The sequence below is a fragment of the Kaistella sp. PBT33-4 genome, assembly GCF_029194425.1.
In the GTDB taxonomy this organism is placed as follows: Bacteria; Bacteroidota; Bacteroidia; order Flavobacteriales; family Weeksellaceae; genus Marnyiella.
In genome coordinates this window covers 108,012-131,633 of sequence record NZ_JARFYL010000003.1, presented here as the reverse complement: position 1 = coordinate 131,633, position 23,622 = coordinate 108,012, and the positions used below count along the sequence as shown (strand labels likewise).

15 protein-coding genes and 1 pseudogene are annotated in these 23,622 nt (G+C 44.4%); 13 read left to right on the top strand and 3 right to left on the bottom strand.

What is annotated here, in order from left to right; genetic code table 11:
- Window positions 1-180: 180 nt before the first annotated feature.
- Both purB and P0M11_RS06605 read left to right on the top strand, forming a co-directional pair.
- Window positions 181-1,608 carry an adenylosuccinate lyase gene (gene purB / locus P0M11_RS06610; protein ID WP_275624973.1) on the top strand — a complete coding sequence of 476 codons (1,428 nt, stop codon included), beginning with the start codon at window positions 181-183 and terminating at the stop codon, window positions 1,606-1,608.
- A gap of 417 nt (window positions 1,609-2,025) precedes the next feature.
- Entirely contained in the window at window positions 2,026-5,721 is a 3,696-nt protein-coding gene (locus tag P0M11_RS06605; RefSeq protein ID WP_275624972.1) for a phosphoribosylformylglycinamidine synthase, read from the top strand.
- Here P0M11_RS06605 and P0M11_RS06600 read toward each other — a convergent pair.
- Window positions 5,714-6,079 (bottom strand): diacylglycerol kinase family protein, encoded by a 366-nt coding sequence (locus P0M11_RS06600; protein WP_275624971.1) that lies wholly within the window; start codon window positions 6,077-6,079, stop codon window positions 5,714-5,716. The genes P0M11_RS06605 and P0M11_RS06600 overlap by 8 nt on opposite strands.
- 112 nt (window positions 6,080-6,191) lie before the next feature.
- Between P0M11_RS06600 and dnaN the strand changes: the two genes are divergently transcribed.
- The 3 genes from dnaN to gcvP all read left to right on the top strand — a co-directional run bounded on the left by dnaN (window position 6,192) and on the right by gcvP (window position 11,210).
- Complete coding sequence (gene dnaN / locus P0M11_RS06595) at window positions 6,192-7,319, top strand: DNA polymerase III subunit beta (protein WP_275624970.1); 1,128 nt, start codon at window positions 6,192-6,194, stop codon at window positions 7,317-7,319.
- A gap of 100 nt (window positions 7,320-7,419) precedes the next feature.
- Window positions 7,420-8,064: a J domain-containing protein gene (locus P0M11_RS06590; protein WP_275624969.1), complete on the top strand. Its 645-nt coding sequence runs from the start codon at window positions 7,420-7,422 to the stop codon at window positions 8,062-8,064.
- A 290-nt stretch (window positions 8,065-8,354) separates the two neighbouring features.
- A complete protein-coding gene (gcvP, locus tag P0M11_RS06585) occupies window positions 8,355-11,210 on the top strand; it encodes an aminomethyl-transferring glycine dehydrogenase (protein WP_275624968.1) in 2,856 nt (951 codons plus the stop codon).
- A gap of 67 nt (window positions 11,211-11,277) precedes the next feature.
- Here the strand turns inward: gcvP and P0M11_RS06580 are convergent, their stop codons facing one another.
- A complete protein-coding gene (locus P0M11_RS06580; RefSeq protein ID WP_275624967.1) occupies window positions 11,278-12,015 on the bottom strand; it encodes an endonuclease in 738 nt (245 codons plus the stop codon).
- Between the two features lie 72 nt (window positions 12,016-12,087).
- Between P0M11_RS06580 and dgt the strand changes: the two genes are divergently transcribed.
- The 3 genes from dgt to P0M11_RS13305 all read left to right on the top strand — a co-directional run bounded on the left by dgt (window position 12,088) and on the right by P0M11_RS13305 (window position 15,655).
- Window positions 12,088-13,443, top strand: a complete 1,356-nt coding sequence (dgt, locus tag P0M11_RS06575; protein ID WP_275624966.1) for a dGTP triphosphohydrolase — start codon at window positions 12,088-12,090, stop codon at window positions 13,441-13,443.
- Window positions 13,444-13,542: 99 nt separating this feature from the next.
- Entirely contained in the window at window positions 13,543-14,475 is a 933-nt protein-coding gene (locus tag P0M11_RS06570) for an SPFH domain-containing protein (RefSeq protein ID WP_275624965.1), read from the top strand.
- Window positions 14,476-14,599: 124 nt separating this feature from the next.
- Entirely contained in the window at window positions 14,600-15,655 is a 1,056-nt protein-coding gene (locus P0M11_RS13305) for a methylated-DNA--[protein]-cysteine S-methyltransferase (RefSeq protein ID WP_345774356.1), read from the top strand.
- Window positions 15,656-15,721: 66 nt separating this feature from the next.
- On the opposite strand, the gene P0M11_RS06555 is transcribed toward P0M11_RS13305, so the two are convergent.
- On the bottom strand, window positions 15,722-16,156 hold the full coding sequence (locus P0M11_RS06555; protein WP_275624964.1) for a type I restriction enzyme HsdR N-terminal domain-containing protein: 435 nt from the start codon (window positions 16,154-16,156) through the stop codon (window positions 15,722-15,724).
- A 6-nt stretch (window positions 16,157-16,162) separates the two neighbouring features.
- Here P0M11_RS06555 and holA point away from each other — a divergent pair, with 6 nt between their 5' ends.
- From holA to P0M11_RS06525, 5 genes and pseudogenes are all read left to right on the top strand, one after another.
- Window positions 16,163-17,200, top strand: coding sequence for a DNA polymerase III subunit delta (gene holA / locus P0M11_RS06550; RefSeq protein ID WP_275624963.1), 1,038 nt, complete (start codon window positions 16,163-16,165; stop codon window positions 17,198-17,200).
- Between the two features lie 1,414 nt (window positions 17,201-18,614).
- Window positions 18,615-21,296, top strand: a pseudogene (gene ligD, locus P0M11_RS06540) (DNA ligase D).
- A 136-nt stretch (window positions 21,297-21,432) separates the two neighbouring features.
- Entirely contained in the window at window positions 21,433-22,050 is a 618-nt protein-coding gene (gene udk / locus P0M11_RS06535; protein ID WP_158063762.1) for a uridine kinase, read from the top strand.
- 1 nt (window position 22,051) lies between these two features.
- A complete protein-coding gene (locus tag P0M11_RS06530) occupies window positions 22,052-22,414 on the top strand; it encodes a septum formation initiator family protein (protein ID WP_275624960.1) in 363 nt (120 codons plus the stop codon).
- A 25-nt stretch (window positions 22,415-22,439) separates the two neighbouring features.
- A complete protein-coding gene (locus P0M11_RS06525) occupies window positions 22,440-23,603 on the top strand; it encodes a methylmalonyl-CoA mutase family protein (RefSeq protein WP_275624959.1) in 1,164 nt (387 codons plus the stop codon).
- Window positions 23,604-23,622 lie beyond the last annotated feature (19 nt).

Below are 23,622 nucleotides of genomic sequence, written 5' to 3'. Positions count from 1 at the left end.
TTTTAAACTAAGGTGCACTCTCAAATATTACGCCAAATCTGAACATGCAACCGTATTGGACTCCGTACCATATTACAGTTGCTGTTAAAAGTCCCTTCCTCATCCCTTTTGTTATGCTTTAAGCCATAATTTTCCGCTAAAAATCCGTATTTTTGTGACGATAAAAAGTAAAAAGAAAGAATGGACTCGTACAAAAATCCACTGGAAGAGCGGTATTCAAGCCCGGAAATGCTTTACAATTTTTCCCCAAACAATAAGTTCAGAAACTGGCGTAAGCTTTGGATCGCTCTGGCAGAGATTGAGAAGGATCTGGGTCTTGAGATTTCGGATGAGCAGATCGCAGAACTGAAGGCCAATGCTGAAGATATCGATTATATAAAAGCGGCTGAATACGAGAAGAAATTCCGTCACGACGTGATGGCTCACGTGCATACTTATGGTGATGCCGCACCGTCTGCAAAAGGAATTATCCATTTGGGTGCAACGTCTGCATTTGTTGGCGATAATACCGACCTCATCCAGATGCGAGACGGGCTTCTCCTGCTGAGAAAGCAGATGGTCAATGTGATTAAAAATCTGTCGGATTTTGCCCTGAAATATAAAGACCTTCCCACACTTGGGTTTACGCATTACCAGCCTGCTCAGCTTACTACTGTGGGGAAGCGTGCTACGTTATGGCTGCAGTCTCTGATCCTGGATTTCGAGGAACTTGAGTTTTTTATAGAAACGCTTAGATTCCGTGGGGTAAAAGGAACTACCGGTACTGCCGCAAGTTTCCTGGAACTTTTTGAAGGCGATTATGCTAAGGTGAAGCATTTGGATACAGAACTTTCAAAGCGTTTTGGTTTTGACAAAGTTTTCGGTGTTTCAGGTCAGACCTACGACCGTAAGATCGATGCAAAGGTGATGGCCTTACTTTCCAATATCGCTCAATCCGCACATAAATTCACCAATGACCTTAGACTTCTGCAGAATTTAAAGGAAATAGAAGAGCCTTTTGAGAAGAACCAGATCGGTTCATCGGCGATGGCCTACAAAAGGAACCCTATGCGTTCCGAACGGATTGGTGCGCTGTCCAAATTCGTAATGTCACTGAGTTCAAGCTCCGCAATGGTAGCTGCAACTCAGTGGTTTGAAAGGACTTTGGACGATTCGGCCAACAAGAGACTCGCTATTCCGCAGTCTTTCCTGGCGGTGGACGCTATCCTTCTTATCTGGAACAATATTATGAACGGTATCGTGGTTTATGAAAACCGCATCAATAAACATATCATGGATGAGTTGCCGTTTATGGCCACTGAATATATCATCATGGAAGAGGTGAAAGCCGGCGGTGACCGTCAGGAAATTCACGAAACAATCCGCGTACATTCCATGGAAGCTTCAAAGAAAGTAAAGGAGCAAGGTAAGGAAAATGACCTGCTGGAGCGCATTCTGAATGATACCAGCCTGAAAATGGACAAATCCAAACTGATGGAAGTTCTTGATCCTAAGAATTTTGTTGGCTTCGCGCCAATTCAGACAGAAGAGTTTGTTAAAAATGAAGTGCAGCCAATTCTGGATAAATATGCCGGACTTATCGGCATGAAAGCTGATTTGAAAGTGTAATTTAATATATTTTTTATCTGCAGTGAAAAGTTTGATTAAAAACATATCGAGAAAAACCATAGTTATTTCATTAATGATCTGGTTTATCGGTTTTTTCTTACTCGCTTGTGCTATGACTGATCTTTTTAGTGAGAGTTTTTTCCAGGCCAGATATTTACCAATTTACTTTTTAATGCTTGGCGGCCCAACAGTAGCTTCTATTGTAATTTATTGGAGAATCAAAGGTAGAGATCTGCCACTGAATCATTGATTAGGGAAAAGTGCTTAGAAAAGATACATCTACTAGCAGTTTTCATACAGTTTAATTTGATAGAATTTGTGTGTTGGATACAATTACTCAAAACTTCCTTTAGCCCATTTTGCAACAGAAAACATTGGCTTCGGCCAAAATCTATAAATCTAAAAATCTGACATCTAATGTCTAACAAAAAAAGAATCTTCGTAGAAAAAAGAGGAATTTTCGATGTTGAAAGTCCAAAAATATACAGCGAACTTAAAAATGTGGTTCCGGAAATCCAGGACGTAAAAGTGTATAATATCTACGATATTTTTGGTGTGGATGAGGACGGGTTCAAACTCGTTGTAAACAACACCTTCGTGGATCCTGTTACCGATATCCTGCACGAAAATAATCCGGCGGCACAGCTTCATTTCGCTACGGAATTTCTGCCGGGACAGTACGATCAGCGCGCCGATTCTGCCCAGCAGTGCATCGCGCTCCTAACCGGCAATGAAACTTCAACAGTCCGCAGTGGAAAAGTGATCGAGCTGTTCGGAATTTCTGAGGCAGATTTGGATAAAGTGAAAGACCATCTGATCAACCGTGTGGAAAGTCAGGAAAAAGACCTTTCAATACTCCAGATTCCTGCAGAGGAAAAGCCTTCTCCCGTTATTACACATTCCGGATTTATAGATTTTACTGAAGAAGAGTTAAAGGCGTTCTACCAAGACCATGGCTTCGCATTTGGTTTGGATGATCTGCAGTTTATCCAGGATTATTTCCAGTCCGAAAAACGCGATCCTACAGAAACCGAACTGAAGGTCCTCGATACTTACTGGAGCGACCACTGCCGTCACACTACATTTGAAACTGAACTTACTGATATTCAGTTTACCGGTGACTTTAAAGCTACGCTGGAAGCGATTTTCAACGACTATCTTGAAAAGAGAAAATACCTGGGCCGCGAGGCAAAACCCATATCGCTTATGGACCTGGCCACGGTCTGTGCCCGTTATTTCCATAAGACCGGAAAACTGGACAACCTTGTGGTTTCAGATGAGATCAACGCCTGTACAATAGAAATTGAAGCCGAATTCGACGGTAAAATAGAACCGTGGTATCTGCTTTTCAAAAACGAAACGCATAATCACCCCACCGAGATTGAGCCTTTTGGTGGTGCTTCAACCTGTCTGGGCGGCGCGATCAGAGATCCGTTATCCGGTCGAGCATTTGTTTACCAAGCCATGAGATTATCCGGCGCAGCCGATGTGCTGGAGCCAATCTCTGAAACTTTACCGGGGAAACTGCCGCAAAGGACAATCACCAAGCAGGCGGCCAACGGCTACTCGTCTTACGGAAACCAGATCGGTCTTGCTACTACACTTGTAAATGAGGTGTATCACGAAGGCTATAAAGCTAAAAGAATGGAAGTAGGTTTTGTGGTGGGTGCCGTGAAAAAAGATGCTGTGAAGCGTGAGCAACCACAGGTAGGCGATCTTGTAATCCTTCTGGGCGGTGCGACCGGTCGTGATGGGGTTGGTGGAGCTACAGGAAGTTCCAAAGAGCAGGACGAGACCTCAATCCACACGCTATCTACCGAAGTTCAGAAAGGTAATCCGGTGGAAGAACGTAAAATTCAGCGTCTCTTCAGAAATCCTGAGGTAACCACACTGATTAAGAAATCGAACGATTTCGGTGCCGGTGGTGTTTCAGTGGCAATTGGCGAGATTGCTGAGTCGCTTGAAATCAATCTGGACATCCTTCCGCTGAAATATGGAGGTTTGAACGGTACGGAACTGGCCATTTCAGAATCCCAGGAACGTATGGCAGTCGTGATTGACGCAAAAGATAAGGATACCTTTATAAGTTTTTGCGAGAAAGAAAATATAAAAGCGGTTGAAGTAGCCAAAGTAACGGATTCCGGCCGTATGAAGATGTTCTGGCAGGGCAGGCAGATTGTCGATCTGAGCCGCGACTTCCTGGATACCAACGGTTGTGCGAAGCGTCAGGATGCAAGGATATCCCACCTTCAGGAGGTGAAAAATGATACTCCGGAATTTTCTGAGGAAAATCTGTTGACTGCGTTGGCAAATAAGAATACGGCCTCACAAAAAGGGCTGACGGAGATGTTTGATGCGTCCGTGGGCGGTACTACTGTGGCGATGCCTTACGGTGGCAGGTATCAGCTCACGGAGATGGAGGGAAGTGTACAGACACTGCCTGTATTGGGTGCCTCCGATGTAGAAACCGTTTCATTGGCCAGCTGGGGTTTTGATGCCTATATTTCTTCGCAAAACTCAATGGTGGGCGCGGCTAGTGCCGTAGTGGAAAGTGTAGCTAAAATCGTGGCCATGGGCGGCGATTATAAAAATATACGTCTGAGCTTCCAGGAATATTTTGAGAAACTTGGTTCAGTTCCTGAGAATTGGGGCAAACCACTTGCATCGCTATTGGGAGCCTATGATGCTCAGATGAATTTCGGCCTGGCCGCGATTGGAGGTAAAGACTCCATGAGTGGCAGTTTCCAGGACATTAACGTTCCGCCCACTCTGATCTCATTTGCATGCTCGAACGGTCATAAAAGGAACATCATTTCCCCTGAGTTCAAAAAGGCCGGAAACAGCCTTTATTACTTTAGGCATAAGCCACAGGAAAATGGACTGCCGGATTACGAATCACTGAAAGAAGTCTTTGAATTTTTACACGACAACATTAAAAACGGTAACATCGTTTCAGTTAAAACGGTTAAAGATGGTGGAGTAGCGGCAGCCCTTGCAAAGATGAGTTTCGGTAACATGCTTGGTGCGGAAGTCAACCTTGAAAAGCAAGACCTTCTCAGCAAAAATATAGGCAGTCTGATTATTGAAACAACATCAGAAATCAATCATAACCATCTTCATAAAATAGGTGAAGTAAATGACTCCAACAGTTTATCAGTTAATGGTTTAACGGTTTCAATCTCAAAATTAGTTGAAGCGTGGAGTGGGACTTTTGAGGAGCTTTTCCCAACAGCTGAAAAGGAAAAGATCGTAGTGGAAATTGATTCAGATCTGAATGGCAACGAGACTAAATCGTTCCATATCCGAAAGCACAACCTGGCCAGTCCGAAAGTATTTCTTCCGGTATTTTCGGGTACCAACTGTGAGTATGAAACGCAGAATGCTTTCCGCAAAGAGGGAGCTGTGGTTTCCAGTTTACCGCTGGTCAATCTGAACCATGACCTGCTGAATGAAAGTATTGATGCCTGGATTGAAGAAATTGAACAGTCTCAAATCCTGGCCTTCTCCGGAGGTTTTTCAGCCGGCGATGAACCGGACGGTTCGGCCAAGTTCATTGTGAATGTGCTGAAGAACGATAAAATGAGAAATGCAGTTCACAGGTTGCTGGAACGCGACGGATTGATCGTGGGAATCTGCAACGGCTTCCAGGCTTTGGTTAAGTCCGGGCTGCTTCCCTATGGCGAGATTCGTGACCTTGATGAAAATTCACCGACATTGGCACATAACGCGATAGGACGGCATATTTCACAGATGGTGGATGTAAAGGTGGTTAATGACAGTTCTCCATGGCTGCGTGGGATGAAAGATCAGGTTTATACGATTCCTATTTCTCATGGTGAGGGACGCTTCATGGCTTCGGAGGAAGTTTTGAAAGAACTGTATCAGAACGGTCAGGTAGCAACGCAATATATAGACCTGAACGGAAATATCGCACATGGAATGCCTTACAACCCGAACAATTCACTTTTTGGTATTGAGGGGCTAACGAGTAAATCAGGTAAGATCTTCGGCCGGATGGGACACCCGGAGCGTTTTGCTGAAGGACTTTTCAGAAATATCCCGACTGCGAACTACCACAACATCTTTAAAAACGGAGTTAAATATTTCAGATAAAATATTCACAAAGGTACTTTGGATAAATAATCAGGCCGATAATCAGGGAAGATAAAGCCAGCAGCATTACTGCGCCGGCGGAAATATCCTTAATAAGGCCGATTTTAACATGGAATTCGGGGTGGATGAAGTCACAGAGCTTCTCCACCGCGGTATTCATAAGTTCTGCTGCCAAAACTGCACCGCAGATCGCAAGAATCACAGTTGCTTCGGTTGGCTGTACTTTCAGTAAAAAAATCAGAACAATATTTATCGCCAGAGCGGCCAGTTCTATCTGGAAATTTCTTTCCTGCAGAACCATGTGGCCAATTCCGCGCAGGGCATTTAGAAAGCTTTTATAAAGTGGGGGTTTTCGCATTGCTGATCTTGAATTTCAAAGATAGAGATTTATCAAAATTGTTGATAAGTAATCCGGTTTAGTTTCTCAATTTTAAGCCAATTCATTATATTTGTCCAAATAATTTGTACAGATGAAGTTTATTGTGTCAAGTGGAGAGTTGCAGAAAGCCCTGCAAACCGTTAGTGGAGTAATTTCAACCTCCCAGTCAAGACCCATCTTAGAAAACTATCTTTTTGAATTAGAGAACAACAGTCTGAAGATTACCGCTTCCGACGGGGAAACGACCCTTATTACTTCTCTTGAAGTAAAATCAGAGGACAGCGGCAAATTTGCTGTACCTGCCAAGATTTTTCAGGATTTTGTAAAGACTTACGGTGAGCAGCCACTTACACTTTCGGTGAAGGAGTCGGCAGATGCTGCCGGAAATGTTCTGGAAATTCTGGATGAAAAGGATAACTTCTCTGTAGCGCTGGATAATGCTGAGGATTATCCGGAAATTCCCGAGTTTGAAAGTGCACAAAGTGTATCACTGCCTTCAGGTGTCCTTTCTGAAGCGCTTAGCAATACTCTTTTTGCGACGAGCAATGATTCCCTGCGTCCCGTTATGACAGGTGTCCTGTTCCAGTTTGGTGAAAATGAAACCAATTTCGTCTCTACAGACTCTCACCGTCTGGTTGTGTACAAAAGAAAAGATCTCGTATCCGAGCCTTTGGAATTCATTATGCCCAAGAAACCTCTGAGCATTTTCAAGAATATCCTGGCCAGTACAAACGACGATGTTCTTATTGAGTTCAACGACAATATGGCCAAATTTACTTTTGGAAATAATATCTGGATCTGCCGTTTGATTGATGGCAAATATCCCAACTATTCCGCAGTTATTCCGAAGGAAAATCCAAATGTTCTTACTATAAACCGCAACTTGCTTCTGGGAGCAATCCGCCGTGCGTCCATTATGTCCAATAAATCTACAAATCAGGTTCGCTTCAAGCTTTCCGGAAATGTGCTTCACCTGCATGCTGAGGATACGGAATATGCAAACAAAGCCGATATGCAGATTCCCTGCGATTATAATGGCGAGGACATCAATATTGGCTTCAGCTCAAAATTCCTGACAGAAATGTTGTCCGTTCTTCGTGCCGATGATATTACAATGAAAATGTCCCAACCCAACAGACCCGGTATCATAGAACCTGTGGACGGGCTGGAAGACAGTGAGAACCTGCTTATGCTGTCTATGCCGGTTATAGGCATGTAATTGCGCAGAAACATAAAATTTAACCCGGGCGACCGGGTTTTTATTTTTCAATGAGCTCCTCAGTTTTAATTTTTATTTTTGTCGAAACCATATTCAGCTTTTGAAGGACTATTACTATTTTTTGGGAATTAAGGACGATGCTTCGGAGGAGGACATCAAGACCGCCTACCGGAAACTGTCCATGAAATATCATCCCGATAAGAATGATAATGATGCCTTCTTCGCGCAGCGGTTTATGGAAATCCAGGAAGCCTACGAAACGCTGAGTGATCCGCAAATGCGCCGCAATTACGACCACAATATAGTTTCCGGCAGAGGCAGTAGCCGCAGTTCGCTGCCGCCAACCGTTAAGAGTTTCACCAGTAACAAGGTTCATGCGGTGAAAGGCGAGGAAGTTATTATTAAGTGGAATACGCTGAATGCCGACGTGGTGAAGATCGTTCCCTTTGGGTTGGAAAAGGCCTACGGCGAGCGTACTTTCAGGATTACTGAATTCAAGAACGGGAAATTTGTCATCATCCTGCATGCCGCCAATTCATTAACGCGCCAAACGGCGGTGAAGGGAATTACAATAACTGAAGTCTTTGAGAATGACCGTGAACGGTTTCGGGAAAATGTTGAAAAAGTCTTTCAGCAGGAAAATAAGGCTGAAGCGCTGCGGAGTAACACTTCAGCCTGGATCAGGATTTTGCTGGCCATCCTGCTACTGGCTGCAGCACTCTATTTTATTATGCAGGAATTTTAGGCCAGTTTCAGCTTTCCCGGGCACTTCTTGCAGCGCTTTCCGGTCTTAAATTTCTTGCAGCATTTCTTTTTTCCGCAGTACATTTCTTCTGAAAAAGAACCTGCCGGAAGTAGCGGGGCTATCTTGAAAGGAATATTACCTGTTTTCATGGCGCAAATATAATTAATCTAGACTAATTATAAATAAGCTTTGTGCAATTGATTAACTGATTAAATACAGGGTTGCCCAAAATGCATAAAATCCGTAATTTTACAATCCTATACTCCCCATTAAATAAATCTTAAATAAAAATGAATACACAGCAGTTTGTTAGCCGTCACATTTCTATGAATGAGGACGACAAAAAAGCGATGTTGGACAGAATCGGTGTGTCCGGTATCGATGAACTCATTTCACAAACCATCCCGGCTTCCATTAGGGCGGAAAAGGAACTTAACATCTCCGAGCCGCTCTCTGAATATGAACTGATCCGTCAGTCTACGGCTTTGGCTGCTAAAAATGCCGACTATACTAATTACATTGGTTTCGGATACCACAATACCCTGTTGCCGGCGGCTATTAAAAGGAATATTCTTGAAAATCCGTCATGGTATACGGCTTATACGCCTTATCAGGCTGAAATTGCTCAGGGTAGGCTTGAAGCCCTGCTTAATTACCAAACAGTAATTTCCAACTTAACAGGTTTCCCGCTTTCCAACGCGTCTTTGCTTGACGAGAGTACAGCAGCTGCAGAAGCGATGAGCATGTTTTTCTCCAACAGGACCAAAGAGCAGAAGAAATCAGCTGCGAAATTCTTTGTTTCGGATCTTGTTTTGCCTCAAACTGTGGCGGTACTGCGTACGAAGGCCGAAGGTCTTGGAATTGAGATCGTAGAGGGAAATCACAAAAACCACCAGTTCAGCAATCAGTATTTTGGTGTATTGCTGCAGTATCCGGGTAAGAACGGAATTGTTCTGGATTACACAGAAGATATAAAATCTTATAAAGAACTGGACCTTCAGGTGGCAGTAGCCTGTGACCCGATGGCATTGGTGAAACTTAAATCACCCGCTGATATGGGTGCAGACTGTGCTGTAGGAACTTCTCAAAGATTCGGGATCCCGATGGGATACGGTGGTCCCCACGCCGCATTCTTTGCATGTAAGGAAGAATATAAACGTGATATCCCCGGAAGAATAATCGGTGTATCGGTAGATGCTTACGGAAAGAGAGCTTTAAGAATGGCACTTCAGACCCGCGAGCAGCATATCAAGCGCGAAAGGGCGACTTCAAACATCTGTACTGCGCAGGTTCTGCTTGCCGTAATGGCCGGTATGTACTGTGTATATCACGGACCAAAAGGCCTGAACTATATTGCAGACCAAATCCATTTCAAAGCCAATGCACTCTCTGATGCACTTTCTGTATTGGGTTACGATGTTGTAGAGGAACCTCACTTCGATACGGTGAAGATGAGAATCCATGAAGACGAAAAAGGTAACCTGATGCGTTTGATGCGTGACCGCAAAATCAACCTCAATTATTTTTCTGAAGGTATAGTAAGTATTTCAGTTAATGAAAGTACTACGATTGAAAAACTAAACTGTCTGGTAGAAGCGTTTGCAAATTTCAAGCAAAAACAGGCGTTTAAACTGGAGATCAAGGAAAATCACAGCATCCCCGCCGATTTACTGAGAAAGGATGCCATACTTACGGAAGAGGTTTTCAACAGTTATCATACGGAAACGGAACTGATGCGTTATATCAAGCGTCTTGAGAGAAAAGACCTTTCTCTTACACATTCCATGATCGCTCTGGGCTCATGTACAATGAAACTTAACGCGGCAGCACAAATGCTTCCGATCTCATGGAGCGGCTGGGGGAGCGTTCACCCGTTTGTTCCCACCGAGCAGGCTGGCGGTTATCAGGAAATCATTAAGGAACTGGAGCAGGACCTGGCTGAAATTACAGGTTTTGCGGGAACCTCCCTGCAACCTAATTCCGGTGCACAGGGTGAATATGCGGGACTTATGGTTATCCGCGAATATCACAAAGCCAATGGTGAAGGTCACCGTAACATCGTGTTAATTCCACAGTCGGCACACGGAACCAATCCGGCATCTGCAGTGTTGGCTGGAATGAAGGTTGTTGTTTGTAAAAATCTGGAGAACGGTGAAATTGATCCTGAAGACTGGAAAGCCAAAGCAGAACAGCATAAGGACAACCTTTCTGCAGCAATGATTACCTACCCGTCTACTTATGGTTTCTTTGATGCCAACATTAAAGAAATTATTAAAATCGTTCACGATAACGGCGGACAGGTGTATATGGACGGTGCCAACATGAACGCACAGGTTGGATTTACAAGCCCCGGACTTATCGGTGCGGATGTTTGTCACTTGAACCTTCATAAGACTTTTGCTATTCCTCACGGTGGCGGTGGCCCGGGTGTAGGTCCCATTTGTGTTGCTTCTCATCTGGTGAAGTTCCTGCCGAGCAACCCGAACATTAAGATCGGTACTCCGGAATCCATCGACGCCATCTCTGCTGCACCTTATGGTTCCGCACTGGTATTGAATATCTCCTATGCTTACATCAAGATGCTGGGTGCTTCCGGACTTAAGAAATCTACTGAACATGCCATCCTCAACGCCAACTATCTGAAAGAAGTTCTGGCCGAGCATTTCCCAATCCTTTACAGCAACGAGAACGGCCGCGTAGCCCATGAGTGTATTGTTGATTTCCGTCAGTTCAAATCCTTAGGTATTGAGGTGGCTGATGTAGCCAAGCGTTTGATGGATTATGGTTTCCACGCACCTACAGTTTCTTTCCCTGTAGCCGGAACGCTGATGATTGAACCTACAGAATCTGAAAGTAAGGCCGAAATTGACCGTTTTGCGGAAGCGTTGATCAGCATCAAGAAGGAGATTGACGAAGTTGCCAATGGCGAAGCAGATCCGGCAAATAACGTTCTGAAAAATGCACCTCACACAGAGCAGGTGGTGATCTCAGACAGCTGGGACAAACCATACAGCCGCGAGAAAGCTGCCTATCCGCTGGAGTGGGTACGCGAGAATAAATTCTTTGCATCAGTATCCAGAGTGGATGAAGCTTATGGCGACAGAAACCTGGTTTGTACCTGCGAGCCGATTGAAGCTTATATGTAATCATAGGTTTAAGCTAATTTATACTGAAGTTCCCGGCCGAAGGCCGGGAACTTTTTTTCAACACTTATCAAACATACAGTTTCTGGTCTTTTTCGCAGTAAAAGGAACGCCTCTTGGTTATTCCGTGGTGGTTTTTGGTAAGTGGCAGTCCGCATTTGGGACAGATTGTCTTTGTGTGCACCAACCAGTTTTTCTTCAGTACATATTCTTTTTTCCAGCGCAGGAAATCAAAACTGTAGTTTCGGGCCTCAGAAACAAGTGCCGAAAGCTTTTTTGGCGGGAGTTTTCCTACCAAACTTTCGGGATGAACGCCAATGCGGAACAGTACCTCATTTTTTATGATATTGCCAACACCTGAAAAAATATTCTGGTCCAGCAGGGCGTCGCAAACCATGGTTTCCGGCTGCGCTTTAAGTTTTTTTCTGGCTTTCAGGGGTTTCCATTCATCGCTCAGGACATCAGCTTCCCAGTCAATTTCCTTCAGAACTTCAATGTCAAGGAGTTTTATGGAACAGGAGTAGAAGTAAAGGTCTCCGTTCTCAAACCGGAGGTGCAGTCTTAGTTGGCGCTCCGGCTTTATGTTTTCATCAACAGAGTAGGAGCCGAACATCAGGAGATGAATCCGGATGGTGTAAGGACTGACAACCAAATATGACTGCTTCCCGAAAATCCTGTACTCTTTAAAGATTAATCCCGGCAGTCTGTCCATTTCAACCTTTGCGTTTCCGGAGGCAGAAATGATTTTCCTGCCTATGAATTTTTGAGCTTTCTCTTTTAGGATTAATATGGACGGTCCTTCCGGCATATAGCTGTTTTTTTAGGTTGAATTCAAATCTTAAACCATTAGCCTGCGTCCAAAATTCCGTATTTTTGGATAATGAACCTTAACAGCATTTTTACTAATAAGCGTACAGGAAATATAGCCGCTACTTTCGCATCACGAACCGATTACCAAAGGGATTTTGACCGTATTATTTTCTCAGCCGCTTTCCGCAGGCTGCAGAACAAAACCCAGGTTTTCCCGCTTCCCGGAAGCGTGTTTGTTCACAACCGCCTCACTCATTCACTTGAGGTTTCATCAGTTGGTCGCAGTTTGGGCAGCGCCATCGGCGAATTTATTTCCTCGGAATTTTCGGCAGAACTGGATGCCAGTGCTCAGAATTTCTATCAGCATAACCTTCAGAACGTCATTGCGGCGGCCTGTCTTTGTCACGATGTGGGGAATCCCGCTTTCGGGCATTCCGGGGAGGATGCCATTGCCAGTTATTTTGACAAAAATGAGGATCATCTTAAGTCAAAATTTAACGAAAAAGAATGGGCGGACCTGGTTAATTTTGAAGGAAACGCTAATGCGATAAGGGTTCTAACGCATCAGCAAAACGGTAAAGATGAAGGGGGCACTCAGCTTACTTATGCCACCCTTGCCAGCATTGCCAAATATCCCTGTGAATCGGTGGCCAGCCAAAAAGGGGTTTTGCACCGCAAGAAGTTTGGTTTCTTCCAGAATGAGAAGTCCACCTTTCTTGATATTGCGGAATCTGTAGGTATGATTTCCGAAAGTTCAGAACCTGTTGTTTATAAAAGACATCCTTTTGTTTTCCTTGTTGAAGCTGCCGATGACATCTGCTATAACATCATCGACATGGAAGATGCACACCGGTTGGGTATTGTGTCCACCTCCGATTGTGAAGATCTGTTTTTTGAACTGATCCGCTCAGAAAATCAGAATACCGCGAGGGTGGAGGACAAGCTGGCCGTACTGACCAATGCCAACGAAAGAATATCTTACTTAAGAGCGAAAGTAATTAACTCACTGATCAATAAATCCATACAGCTGTACCGGTCAAATTTTTCCGAAATAATAGCCGGAACCCTGGACAGATCACTGCTTGACATTTACAAGATGGATAATGAATCCCTCCAGGAAATCGAAAGTTTCTCCATTGAAAAGATTTATAATCATAAGGCTGTAGTTGAAATTGAAAATGCCGGCTACAATGTCATGTATGAGTTGCTGGATCATTTCGTACCTGCTGTAGTAAAACCTAAGGACCAGAGAAAATCGTATGACCGGATGGCCCTGAAACTATTGCCTCAGCAGTTCGTTTACGAAAGCGGCAGCGATTACCAGAAGGTTCTGGGCGTAATAGACTTCGTTTCGGGCATGACAGACAACTTTGCCACCGACCTATACCGCAAGATTAAAGGAATCGAGATTGGTATGACGGTTTAGATCGGATTCACTTTTATACCGGAATTTATGTGGAAAAAACCGCTTTTTTCTTTATCTTTAATGCTCAAACAACTATTAATCAAAGACAAAATTTAAAACATGGTTTTTTTAGGTATTATTGGTTTTCTCGCGCTTATCACGCTGTTCGCCTCATTTTTTACGGTGAAGCAGGCTACGGCCGCGATTGTAGAACGACTCGGAAAATTTCATTCGGTGAGGCAGTCGGGACTGCATCTTAAGATTCCTTACATCGATCAGGTGACAAAAAGGATGAACCTGCGGATCCAGCAGCTTGATGTAATCATCGACACAAAAACACTGGACAATGTATTTGTTCGTATGAAAGTGTCTGTACAGTATCAGGTAATTAAGGAGCAGGTAGCAGATTCTTTCTACCGACTGGAAAATCCTGAAAATCAGATTACTTCTTATGTATTTGATGTAGTAAGGGCAGAAGTGCCAAAGATGAAGTTGGATGATGTTTTTGTGCGTAAAGACGATATCGCCATCGCTGTTAAAGGTGAATTGCAGGAAGCGATGCAGAGTTATGGATACGACATCATCAAGGCTCTTGTCACCGATATTGATCCGGACGAACAGGTGAAGCATGCCATGAACAGGATAAACGCTGCCGAGCGTGAAAAAACCGCTGCCGAGTACGAATCTGAAGCACAGAGAATACGTATCGTAGCAGTAGCGAAAGCGGAAGCGGAATCCAAGAAACTTCAGGGTCAGGGTATTGCCGACCAGAGACGTGAGATTGCCAAAGGTCTGGAGGAATCTGTAAAAATGCTGAACTCCGCCAACATCAGCTCTCAGGAAGCATCTGCTCTGATTATCATTACCCAGCATTATGACACGCTGCATTCCATTGGCGCAAGCAACAGAAGTAACCTTGTTCTTTTACCTAATACACCTACGTCGGCCAGTACAATGCTGAACGACCTTGTGGTATCCATGGCGGCGACCCAGAAGATGGACGACCTGGCAAAACCGGGCGTACCCGAGCCACCCAAACAGCATCGTCATTAATATATTAAGACGATCTTAATAAAGCCGGGCAATGTTGTCCGGCTTTTTTTTAAAATTAGCTGTCCGTTTTGCGGTTGTAGTGGATGCTGTTTTATAATTAGTTTTGTATTGTTAAAGGAAAAAAATGCAGCTTACAAACGAAATCATGTACCAGGCTTCAGTGGATAAAAATCCTGACTTTGAAGGAGTTTTCTGGATGGGCGTAAAGACCACCGGGATTTTTTGCCGGCCTACATGCCGGGCGCGGAAGCCCAAAGCCGAAAATGTGGAGTTCTTCCACAGTACGCATGAAGCGCTGACCAATGGCTACCGTCCCTGTAAGGTCTGTAAACCTCTGGAAAACCCGGACGAAACTCCGGCCGGCATCAGCGGAATACTTCAGGAACTTGCAAACGACCCATCAGTTAAAATTACAGACCGCGATTTAGCTGCCCGTGGGATGGAACCCGTAGCCGTACGCAGGTGGTTTACAAAACACCATGGAATGACCTTTCAGGCTTTCCAAAGGATGCACCGCCTGAATTCGGCTGTAAAGAAGCTGAAGCTGGGTCACAGTGTCCTGGATACTGCCTACGACAGTGGTTTTGAAAGCCTTAGCGGATTCGGCGATGGATTCAGTAAAATCTTCGGCACCTCACCGGCTAACGGGAAGTATCAGAAAGTAATCGACTTAAAAAGAATTGAAACACCCGTGGGAACCATGTATGCCGCCGCGGTAGAGGCAGGTATCTGTATGCTTGAGTTTGGCGACCGCTCCACGCTGGAATCCACACTTACCAAAATAGCTACAGCGTTGAACGGCAGGGTAGTGCCGGGAAATAATCCCCACTTTGACTTGCTTGAGAGGGAGTTGGCAGAATACTTTAACTGCAGAAGAAAAGTCTTTACAGTGCCGCTTTCGCCTATAGGCACAGATTTCCAGAAAAAGGTTTGGGAGGTTCTGCGTAAAATACCTTATGGTGAGACCTGGACCTACAGCAGGCAGGCTGAATTTTTAGGGGATGTAAAGAAGGTACGTGCTGTGGCCAATGCCAATGGGATGAACCGGATATCAATCGTCATTCCGTGCCACCGTGTAATCGGAAGCAACGGCACCCTTACCGGATATGGCGGGGGCATTTGGCGCAAGCAGAAACTGCTGGAACTGGAAAGAAATGTACTGAAAAATTCAGCTGATTAAAATGACTGGCTTTCGCTTTCTGCATGAATTCGGACCTAAACCCAGTTAGTTTAAAGGGTTTTCGCTTTAATAGTCAAACTGATAAAACTCGTAACCTTTATCGGAATATCTTGCGTTGATGTGCTGCAGGCCATTCGTCAGTATTATTTCAGGTGCACCGATTACCGAGTTATATCGCGCGGTCTGCTCAAAAGTTTTTTCAGTAAGAGTTATCGAAGGCGCTTTACATTCTACCAGGATTTTAGGGGTGGTTTTCTCCGTTACCAGCAGGTCTATACGTTTGGTAAGACCATGAAGAACTACCTTCTTTTCTGATATTAATGCCGATGCTGAATAGCCTTTGCTGCTGAGGAAATAATGGATCCAGTGCTGCCTGACCCATTCTTCCGGAGTAAGCAGAAGGTAGCTTTTCCGGGTAAGGTCATAAATAAATAAGTTATCTTTGTCTTTCCTGAAACGGAAGTTATAGTTTTCCCGAAAATTAAGTTTTGGCAGTTGCAAGCTGGTATGAAAGATTTAGAATTATTGCTCAAAAATATTAAAAATAAAGCACTTCTTCCCGTCTATTTTTTTCACGGTGAGGAGCCTTATTATATTGACATCGCTGTAAAAAGTCTGGAAAACGATGTTTTAACCGAGGACGAGAAATCCTTTGGGCAAACAGTGCTCTACGGAAAAGATACCTCGATACCGGAGATTATTTCCCTGGCACAGCAGTTTCCTATGTTTGGCGAGTTGAACCTCATCATTGTAAAAGAAGCTCAGGACCTTAAACTGGGTGAGGATGAACTGAAATCCCTTGCGTTTTATCTTGAAAATCCTGTGCCTACCACCGTTTTGGTTTTTGCCCATAAACATAAGAAGCTGGACAGTCGGAAAAAAGTTACTAAAATCCTGACTAGTAACAACTGGATTTTCCTGAGCGAACCCGTAAAGGATTATCAGCTTGCCAAATGGATTGCCGACGAGTGCAAGACCCACCACATCAAAACCGCACCTAATATTTCGCATTTGCTGGCAGATTACCTGGGCAATGACCTTTCCCGTATTGCCAATGAACTGGGCAAGCTGAAAATGGTAATGAAAAAAGGTCAGGAGCTGGACGAAAAACTGGTGGAAACCCACATAGGCATCAGCAAGGATTTCAATGTCTTCGAACTTCAGAAAGCTTTGGCCAACAAAAACCAGGCGGCCGCCCTCAGGATTGCCTTTTTTATGGGCAAAAGTCCCAAGACCAATCCTTTTCCAATGATTATTGGGAACCTGTACAATTATTTCTCAAACATCATTATCTATCACACCATGCAAGGCCAGAGTCCACAGGCTATGGCTACCGCTATGAATGTGAATCCCTACTTTATAAAGGATTTTGCCGAATCGGCGCGTTTCTATCCTCTGAAACATGCCACCAGAATCATTTCCCTGCTTCGCGAATCCGATCTCAAGAACAAAGGGCTTGGTGCCAACCAGACCGATGATGCTGAACTTCTGCGGGAGCTAACCTACAAAATACTGAATGTAGACAGGTTGAAGGTAAGCGTTTAATCCGACCTTAAAGAATCTTCAGGGGGTACTCGGTGTGGAACGTTAAATTCAGGATTTTTGATTTTGAATTTTGGATCTTGAATTGCTTCGTCAGTCTCTGAACGCTGATGGCAAACCTCTGACTTCTGAGGTCTTGCATCTTCGTCCCGCATCTCCGGTATTTTAAGCGGGCTAAATTAACCGTAGAGCGCACAGAGGCTACACAGAGGCAACAGAGCTTAAATCTATAACTCATAAATTAAAATCCTGGTCTTGGTTCTCTCGGCGGTTAAAAATATCCCTAACTGACTACCGACCGGTCGTGGGCTGAGTAAATTGTTACATTGTTACATTCCGATATCTCACCTCTAATCTAAAGTCTAACATTTAGAATCTGATGTCTGATATCTGAAATCTTGCATCTTGATTCTTGGTTCTTGACTTACCTTTTACTTTTGCCTTGGTTCTTCTCCTCTGTCATCTCGAGGGATATCTTCCGCCTACAGCGGACCTCGCCTCAAACACTCAAACACTCAAATACTCAAAAACTCAAAAACTCAAACATACTGCTACCTTGAAGGCCTCTGTGTCCTCTGCGCCTCCTCCGTGTCTCAGTGGTCAACTTCAACTCCCTTTTCACTTTTGTCATCCGTAGGGATCACCTCGATCTACATAGACCTCAACTTGCTTCTTTTTACTTTTGCCCTGAGTCTTCATTCAGGATAGCGTACCTACGGCACGCCCATTCTCCTCCCTAATTCCCTTCTACACAGATGATGTTCCTACGGAACCTTATTTCCATTACTCCACAACTTTACACTTTTACACCTCAACACCTTAACTACTCAACGACTTTACAACTTTACACCTCAACAACACTACTTTCTAACACTCTAACCTGCTAACAGAATCTACTTTGGGCTTGCCGCGTCGCTTCCTTCGTCCGCTCCTCGCAAAACGTCCTTGATAGGGCCTGGTGAAGATAATATCAATCAAACACCCAAACACTCCGGCACATCAACGTCCCTTTGGGCCCCTTGTTAAACTTTGTGCCCTTTGTGGTTAATAAATCGCTGTAACTGGGTAATTATAATGTCACCCCCTTCGGGGTTCCGGAATCTTAAAAAAAAACTGCAAATCGTCAACTGCAACACATCTACATGGCTATACTGCTACATTGGTACATTGTTACATTCCGATATCTCACCTCTAAAATTTAAAATCTGGAATCTGATGTCTGATATCTGAAATCTTGCATCTTGACTCACTTTTACCTTTTTACTTTTGCCTTGGCTCTTTCCCCTTTCCTCTCCTCCAACCACGCAGGCAAACTTTTTGTACTCCGCTACCAAATCAAATCCGATATCACCCTATCATAAATCGCCGCCATAGTTATGGCGCGCTCGCTCATGTTTCACTTTTAAACCAAAACAATATGGCACTGGAAGAATACCGTAAGAAACGCTCTAAAGAAAAGACCCCTGAGCCATTTGGTGGGAAATCCACCGGAAAGGAACTTCACTTTGTGGTTCAGAAACACGATGCCTCGCATCTGCATTACGACTTCCGGCTGGAAATGGACGGCGTGCTGAAAAGTTGGGCTGTTCCAAAAGGGCCCTCACTTGATCCCTCAGTAAAGCGGTTGGCTATGATGGTGGAAGATCACCCTTTTGATTACCGTAACTTTGAAGGTGCGATTCCGAAAGGCCAGTACGGTGGCGGCACCGTCATAGTATGGGATGAGGGCACTTATCTGCCTGCTGAACCCGCAAAAAGCCGTAAGAAACAGGAGCAGCAACTGTTAAAACAACTGAAAGCGGGGAAAATCAAATTTACACTTAACGGCACAAAACTAAAGGGCGAATTTGCCTTGGTCAAAGCGCACGGCCGTGGTGATAACGGTTGGCTGCTGATGAAGCTTAACGATAAATATGCCGACACTGAAGATGTAACTCTGAAAGACCGTTCGGTACTTTCTGATAAAACAATAGCGGAAATGGAAGAGGCCCCGGTGGAAGTGTACGGTCAGAAGGATTCCAAAAAAGCTAAAGCTAAGAATGCCTCCAAAACTTCAAAAAAGAAAACTGCCGAAACCGAAAAGAGTAAACCTGCGGTAAAGAAGCCTGCGAAATCTGTGGAGAAATTGCTGGCGAAGGCCCCTAAGCAGCCCTTTTATACGGAGCTTGCCCCCATGCTGGCTACACTGGTGGATAAACCCTTCGACAGTGACGAATGGCTCTATGAAATTAAGTGGGACGGTTACCGCGCGGTGGCCTTTATGAATAATGGTGCAGTGACCCTGAAATCTCGCAACAACAAAAGCTTCAGCGAAAAATTCTATCCGGTACAGGAGTAACTGACAAAACTTAAAATGGATGCCGTGCTGGACGGCGAAATTGTGGTCCTGGACAAAGACGGAAAAGCGGACTTCGGCACACTACAGAACTGGCGCAGCGAATCCGATGGGGAACTGGTTTACTACGTATTCGATCTGCTGTGGTATCAGGGCAGGGACCTGAAAGCACTTCCTCTAACTGACCGGCGCGCAATTCTTTCGCAGATTTTGCCTAAGTCAGACCGAATTATGCTCAGTCAGGAGTTTCATACCTCGGGTATTGAATTTCTGGAAGCTGCCCGCAATATGGATCTCGAAGGAATTATGGCCAAGCGTAAGGACAGTGTGTACCAGACCAAAAACCGAACGAAAGACTGGCTTAAGATCAAAGCCAACAAAAGGCAGGAGGTGGTAATAGGTGGATTCACCGTGAATGACGGTACCAAAAAAGCGTTCAGCAGCTTGTTGGTGGGTGTCTATGAGGGCAGGAAACTCGTATACAGTGGTAAGGTAGGCACCGGCTTTAATACTAAGACCCAAAAGGAAATGATGAATCTCTTTAAACCGCTGATTACGGATAAGCATCCTTTCACTCAGGAACCTGATGTAAACAAACCATCCCGTTTCCGCCACAATCCACCCAACGCCACTGTTACCTGGTTAAAACCTAAACTTATCTGTGAAGTGGATTACACTGAGCTTACATCAGACGGCGTAATGCGCCATCCCTCTTTCAAAGGAATGCGGTCCGATAAAAAAGCCGCGCAGGTGGTTCTGGAACAGGAAAAACCGGTGCAGGAAGTCGTTCCTGAAGCAGAGCCGGTGGTTACTGCACGGAAAGATCCGGGGCGGAGGACCCTGCTGAATCCGAAAGAAAAAACCCAGGTAAAAAAGGTTGGCGGCCATGAACTGAAATTTACCAATTTAGATAAGGTATTCTGGCCCGATGAAAAACTTACAAAACGCGATCTGATAAATTACTATTACCGCGCCGCTCCTTTTATTTTGCCGTATCTGAAAGACAGACCTCAAAGTATGAACCGCTTTCCGGACGGTATAGAGGGTGAAGGTTTCTATTATAAAGACGTTTCCGGTAGCGCTCCTTCTTGGGTGAAAACTTTTGACTATACCAGCGACTCTGATAAACGTGCCCGAAAATATCTGGTTGGTACGGACGAAGCATCACTGCTCTATATGGCGAATTTGGGTTGTATTGAGATGAACCCGTGGAGTTCCACTATAAAGAAGCCTGATAATCCCACCTACTGCATTCTCGATTTGGACCCCGATAAGAATTCATTTAATGACGTCATCAAAACTGCGCAGGTAACCCGCCAGCTGCTGGACGACCTTGATATTCCTTCATACTGCAAGACCAGCGGTTCCACAGGTCTCCACATCTATATTCCGCTCAATAACAAATATTCCTATGAAGAATCAAAGGAATTTGCGCGCCTTTTGGTAACAATTGTACAGGGTGAGCTCCCCAAACTAACAACAATTGAAAGAATTATCAAAAAACGCGGAGGCAGGATCTATCTTGATTTTTTGCAGAACCGCCCACATGCCACCATTGCCGCACCTTACTCCCTGCGGCCTAAACCGGGGGCGACTGTGTCAATGCCGCTGCATTGGGACGAAGTGAAGAAAGGTCTGAAGATGAAGGATTTTACCATTTTTAATGCGCTGGAGCGAATGGAAAGCGAAGGCGATATTTTCAAACCCGTTCTGGGCAAAGGCATTAACCTCAAAAAGGTGATTAAGAAAATGGAAGGGCTTTAGCCCTTCTTATTCGTTTACCTCTGAGCATTCTCCTGTAGGATTTTGTGACCTCAAAATCAAATCTCTGTCCGAAAAATTACGCTGTACTGCCGCTTCACTTTCTGAAAATAGTATCTTTGTAAAAATTTACTTTTCTATGCTGGTTATCGGAATTGCAGGCGGAACAGGATCGGGTAAGACTACCGTGGTCAATAAAATTATGCAGCAGCTAAATACTGAAGGCGTGAACGTGCTTTCGCAGGATAACTATTACCATGATAACCAGTCGCTTACCCTTGCCGAAAGGGAAGTCCTGAATTACGACCATCCAAAATCCATTGATTTTGAACTTCTCCTGCGCCACGTTCAGATGCTGAAAAACAATGAGCACATAGAACAGCCCATTTATTCTTTCGTTACCCACTCCCGGACCGGTGACCATGTTGTTGTGGAACCAAAGAATGTCCTTATTGTGGAAGGAATTCTGGTCCTTACCCATCCTGAACTGCTGAAGGAATATGATTTGAAGGTTTTCGTACATGCCGATTCAGACGAAAGGCTCATCCGCCGCATCCGCCGCGATACGCAGGAAAGAGGCCGCGATCTGCAGGAAGTTCTGCACCGCTACCAGAATACCCTGAAACCTATGCACCATGAGTTCATTGAACCGTCAAAGAATGAGGCTGATCTCATTGTACCCAATATGAAACACAATACGGTGGCAATTGACTTTCTTTCAACAGTGATTAATAATTCACTTAAAAAAGTACACTGACATGGCTAAGAATGACCCGCTAATAAAGCCCATCAGGCCCAAATCGCCGCTGGAAAAATTCGTCCGGAAATATATTGTTAATAAATATTTCGTTACTGTTTTCAGTTTCCTGGTCTGGATGGTTTTTTTCGACAGTACATCATTTCTGGTTATTAATGAACTGAACAGTGAAATTAATAAATATGAGGAGCAACTGGCTTATTATAAGACCGAATACAGCAAAAATGACGATTTCTACCGCAGGCTCATGAATAATAAGGATGAAAAGGAAAAGTATGCCCGTGAAAATTATTTCATGAAGAAACCGAATGAGGAAATCTTTATCCTGGTAGTAGACAGTTCCAAAGTAAAGAAGCAACCCTAATTCTAAAACTCAAATAACCATCAGAATGTTTGCAAAGACCACACTCAGCGACTGGGAAAACTTAGTTCAGAAACAGCTTAAAACAGAAGACATCTATTCCGTTCTGCAGAAAGAAAACCTGGAGGGAATCACCGTTAGGCCTTACCACGCTGCGGTGCAGAAACCATTGTCGCTGTTGCCCAAAGTGGAGGAGTCTACCCAGTTGGTGTCCCGGTACAACGAAAGCCTGGAACAGGATGTTATTGCCTTTCTGCTGGATATGAATGTTGAAAACCTGGAAGAGAAAAGCATTTTCATCAACAATAAGGAACTTGCCGAGCACATCTCGCCGGAAGAAACTAACAGTTACTACTCACTTATAGATGTTTTTTCCGAAACTACAGGCGAAATGGACCGGCAGTTGGGAACGGAACTGTTGGCAAAAGCTTTTAACAGGAATATTTGTGTTAATGTTTCCCTGCATCAGAACGCCGGGGCTTCAATATTCCAGCAATTGGGCATCGCATTGGCTAAGGCAAAGGATCTGGCTGAAGCTTTTGGTCCTGAAGTTTTGGACAAACTGGTCTTCCGCTTTGCGGTTAGTGCCAACTACTTCTTCGAAATTGCGAAGATCCGCGCTTTCAAACTGGTTTTTGCCCAGTTGGCTAAAGAATTTGATCTCCAAAGCGTACCTTATATTTTTGTGGAAACCTCCTTGCGGAACAAATCCAAAAATGACCCGGAAAACAACCTGATCCGTTCCACAGTTGAACTTTCCGCTGCCATGATTGGGGGCGCTGATGCGGTTTTTTCAAATGATTTTATGCTGGAAAACGGAAATTCACTTTCTTCAGAAGTGTCGTTTAAGCAGCAGATTGTCCTTGCTTATGAAAGTATCATAAATGTTTTTGAAGACGGTGCCAACGGCAGTTATTATGTAGAAGACCTTACCCGGCAGTTGGCAGCAAAAGCCTGGGCATTTTTCATTGAAATGGAGCAGGCCGGTGGTTATTCCGATATGATGAAGAAGGGTGAACTACAAAAACTGATGTATACGCAGGCTCTTGAAGAACAGAAATGGGTAGAAGACGGACGTCTGAAACTGATTGGTGTAAATATGTACCCAAAACGGGAAAAGACAAGGGAGGCCGGCGAACTTTACAGTGCAGATGAACTCCGTGCGGTAAGGCTTGCGCAGATGTTTGAATAATTTTGGTGCTGATACTTTT